At 61.8% G+C, this 3,175-nt stretch carries 4 protein-coding genes; 1 reads left to right on the forward strand and 3 read right to left on the reverse strand.

All coding sequences use genetic code 11. The annotated features are described in order from the left end of the window. Both M0954_RS04090 and M0954_RS04095 read right to left on the reverse strand, forming a co-directional pair. Positions 1 to 266, reverse strand: a 266-nt coding sequence (locus M0954_RS04090; protein ID WP_297351770.1) for a LysR family transcriptional regulator, incomplete at its 3' end; no start/stop codon positions are given. A 237-nt stretch (positions 267 to 503) separates the two neighbouring features. Then, positions 504 to 1,556: an NAD(P)-dependent alcohol dehydrogenase gene (locus M0954_RS04095; protein ID WP_122156124.1), complete on the reverse strand. Its 1,053-nt coding sequence runs from the start codon at positions 1,554 to 1,556 to the stop codon at positions 504 to 506. Positions 1,557 to 1,886: 330 nt separating this feature from the next. On the opposite strand from M0954_RS04095, the gene M0954_RS04100 reads away from it, so the two are divergent. Continuing rightward, positions 1,887 to 2,855 carry an AraC family transcriptional regulator gene (locus M0954_RS04100; protein WP_297351772.1) on the forward strand — a complete coding sequence of 323 codons (969 nt, stop codon included), beginning with the start codon at positions 1,887 to 1,889 and terminating at the stop codon, positions 2,853 to 2,855. Positions 2,856 to 2,875: 20 nt separating this feature from the next. Here M0954_RS04100 and M0954_RS04105 read toward each other — a convergent pair. Then, positions 2,876 to 3,175 (reverse strand): VOC family protein (locus tag M0954_RS04105; protein WP_367279488.1); only part of this gene is annotated, 300 nt, incomplete at its 5' end.

Below are 3,175 nucleotides of genomic sequence, written 5' to 3' on the forward strand. Positions count from 1 at the left end.
TGATCGGTCGAATGACGCAGGCTCGCTTCCATTTCGTCGATGTCGGCGAGTATCTGCATGCAACGTTCGTAGTACGCAGCACCTTCGGGGGTCAGGCTGAGCCGCCGCGTAGTCCGCACCAGCAGTGCGGTGCCGAGCAGAGCTTCGAGATTCTGAACCAGCGTTGTTGCCGTGGCGCGTGGCATATCGAGCGATTCCGCGGCACGCGTGAAACTATTGGTATCGACGATACGGATAAAAGTGCGCATCGCCTGAATACGGTCAATCACGGGCAATCTCCTGTTCAAACAGCAATTACGCGGGACAATCCGGATAAAGGACGTACAGCCAACGTGCCTCGTCCCGTTCTTTGGGGGAGGCGCGTCGGCAACAATGCGAGGCGGGAGCAGGGCAGGCCGCCGCGACTGGCGCGGCCTGTGCATCACGCGCAACGGGTGTTGAACCCGCCCGCGAGACGACCTGTGGAACTACCGGGGTAAAGCGTGGAACAAGACGACCGGCAGTTACTTCCGGAGCGAATCGAGATCGATCACAAAGCGATACTTCACATCGCTCTTCAACATCCGCTCATACGCATCGTTAATCTGTTGCATCGGAATCACTTCGATGTCCGATGTAATGCCGTGCTCTCCGCAGAAGTCGAGCATTTCCTGGGTTTCAGCAATCCCGCCAATCAGCGAACCCGCGAGACGCCGGCGCTTCATGATCAGGTTGAACACCTGCGGCGACGGGTGATCGTGTTCCGGTGCGCCGACCAGTGCCATCGTGCCGTCACGGCGCAGCAGGTTCAGGAACGGGTTCAGGTCGTGCTGGGCCGCCACCGTGTTGACGATGAGATCGAAGCTGTTCACATGCGCTTCCATTTCTTCCGGGTTCTTCGAAATCACCACTTCGTCTGCCCCGAGACGTTTTGCGTCTTCGACCTTCGACTGCGAGGTCGTGAACAGCACCACGTGTGCACCCATCGCATGCGCGAGCTTGACGCCCATGTGACCGAGTCCGCCGAGGCCGACGATGCCGACCTTCTTGCCGGGGCCGGCGCCCCATGTACGCAGCGGCGAGTAGAGGGTGATACCTGCGCACAACAGCGGCGCCGTGCCGGCAGGATCAAGATTTTTCGGCACGCTCAGCACGAAGTCTTCGTCCACGACGAGTTGGGTTGAATAGCCACCCAACGTGATGTCGCCGGTGATGCGGTCCGCGCCGTTATACGTACCGACCCAACCGTTTTCGCAATACTGTTCGAGTCCCTCTTCGCAACTCGGGCAGGTACGGCACGAGTCGACCAGACAACCGACACCGACGAGGTCACCCGTCTTGTGGCGCGTAACGCCGGCGCCGACGGCCGTCACCCGGCCGACGATCTCGTGGCCCGGCACCACCGGATAAATCGAGTTCTTCCACTCGTTGCGGGCCTGATGCAGGTCCGAGTGGCACACGCCGCAAAACAGGACTTCCATCTGCACGTCATGGTCGCGCAACTCCCGGCGCTGAAATTCGAATGGGGCGAGCTTCGATTGCGCGTCGCTCGCAGCATAGGCATAAGTCGTGGTCATGAGTGCTCCTGCAAATGGATGGGGTTGCACAAGGCGCCGGCGGTAGCGACACGCGGTCGCTGAAGCGGCTGAACCTCGAATTGAACCGGATCACGTTGGTTTTCCACAGGGGCCAGCGGGTTGCCGCAGGTCGTCGCGGCTGGCTGGTTATCTGCCAGGGCAGCGTGGGCAATGGGTGATCCGGCAGGGTTCCCATCGTAGGCGGCGGGGGACACCTGGGGAATACCTGAATATCTCAAAGGTTTGCCTAATTCTCCGGAGCGCGAGCGCTATAGGCCGTTTGATGCTAAATTTCAAGCCTTATTCTCTGCTGAATCAATAGGCACTGTCATGCAAACGACTCAAGCGCCCCGCGCTGCAATCAGTCCGGCCCAGCAGCGCATGGTCGAACTCTTCGACATTCTGGCGCCGGCCGTGGGCTTCACGCCCTCATGTCTGGACGGGGTGAAGTTCATGCGAGCGAACCGGCCGATGCCGCGCATGCCGGTACTCTACGAACCGAGCATCGTGATCGTCTGCCAGGGGCGCAAACGCGGTTATCTGGGCCAGAAGACGTATTTATACGACGCGCAGCAATATCTGGTGCTGTCCGTGCCGCTGCCGTTCGAGTGCGAGACGGAGGCGAGCCCGGAAGAGCCCTTTCTGGGCATCTCAGTGCGGGTGGACCTGACGGTGGTCGCGGAGTTGCTGATGGCCTTGAACGAAACACATGGCACGGCGCAGACCGAACCGCGCGGCATCTATTCGACGCCGCTGGATCCGATCATGAGCAATGCGGTGCAGCGTCTGCTCGAAGCGCTCGCTTCGCCGCTCGACGCACGGATTCTGGCGCCCGCCATCATGCGCGAGATCTGTTACCGCGTGCTGACCGGCGAGCAGGGCGATGCGATCCGCGCGGCGCTCACGCATCAGCATCACTTCGGGCGCATCGCCAAGGCGTTGCGGCGCATTCATGCGGATTATCAGGGCGAACTCGACGTCGATACGCTGGCGCGCGAAGCAGGCATGAGTCTCGCGGTATTTCACGCGCAGTTCAAGGGCGTGACGGCGACCTCGCCGATGCAGTATGTCAAGACCACGCGGTTGCATCACGCGCGCCTCCTGATGGTGCAGGACGGTTTGAACGCGGGAGCGGCGGCGGCGCGAGTCGGCTATGAAAGCGCGTCGCAGTTCAGCCGCGAGTTCAAGCGTTTGTTCGGCCTGAGCCCCGTGGATGAAGTGAAGCGCATGCGCGGGGTGGTGGAATCGCCACCGCCACGCGCAATGCCGACGCCGGAAAGGTATGTGACGGCCGTGTGAGCGTGGCGGGGCGGCGCGTTTTATTCCGGTTCGTGGCGGCACACACAAAGCTTGTTGCCGTCCGGATCGCGAAAGTAGGCGCCGTAATAGTGCTCGTGATACTGCGGGCGCAAGCCGGGTGGCCCTTCGCATGAACCGCCCTGGGCGAGTGCAATGGCATGCGCGCGGTCGACATTGGCGCGCTCCGGCGCCAGCAGTGCGAGCATCTGCCCATTGCCGGGACTAGCCGAGTTGCCGTCGTAGGGACGGCTGATCACGAATAGCGGCCGGGGCTGCTCCGCCATCATCCAGCCTGCCCAGCCGGTCTGTTCGTCGCGGAA

Origin of the sequence: Paraburkholderia sp., from assembly GCF_026225065.1 — a bacterium.
GTDB lineage: Bacteria > Pseudomonadota > Gammaproteobacteria > Burkholderiales > Burkholderiaceae > Paraburkholderia.

Excerpts from the sequence above, each read along its gene's own strand:
- M0954_RS04095 (WP_122156124.1), bottom strand. The coding sequence starts at position 1,556 with ATGACCACGACTTATGCCTATGCTGCGAGCGACGCGCAATCGAAGCTC.
- M0954_RS04100 (WP_297351772.1), top strand. The coding sequence starts at position 1,887 with ATGCAAACGACTCAAGCGCCCCGCGCTGCAATCAGTCCGGCCCAGCAG.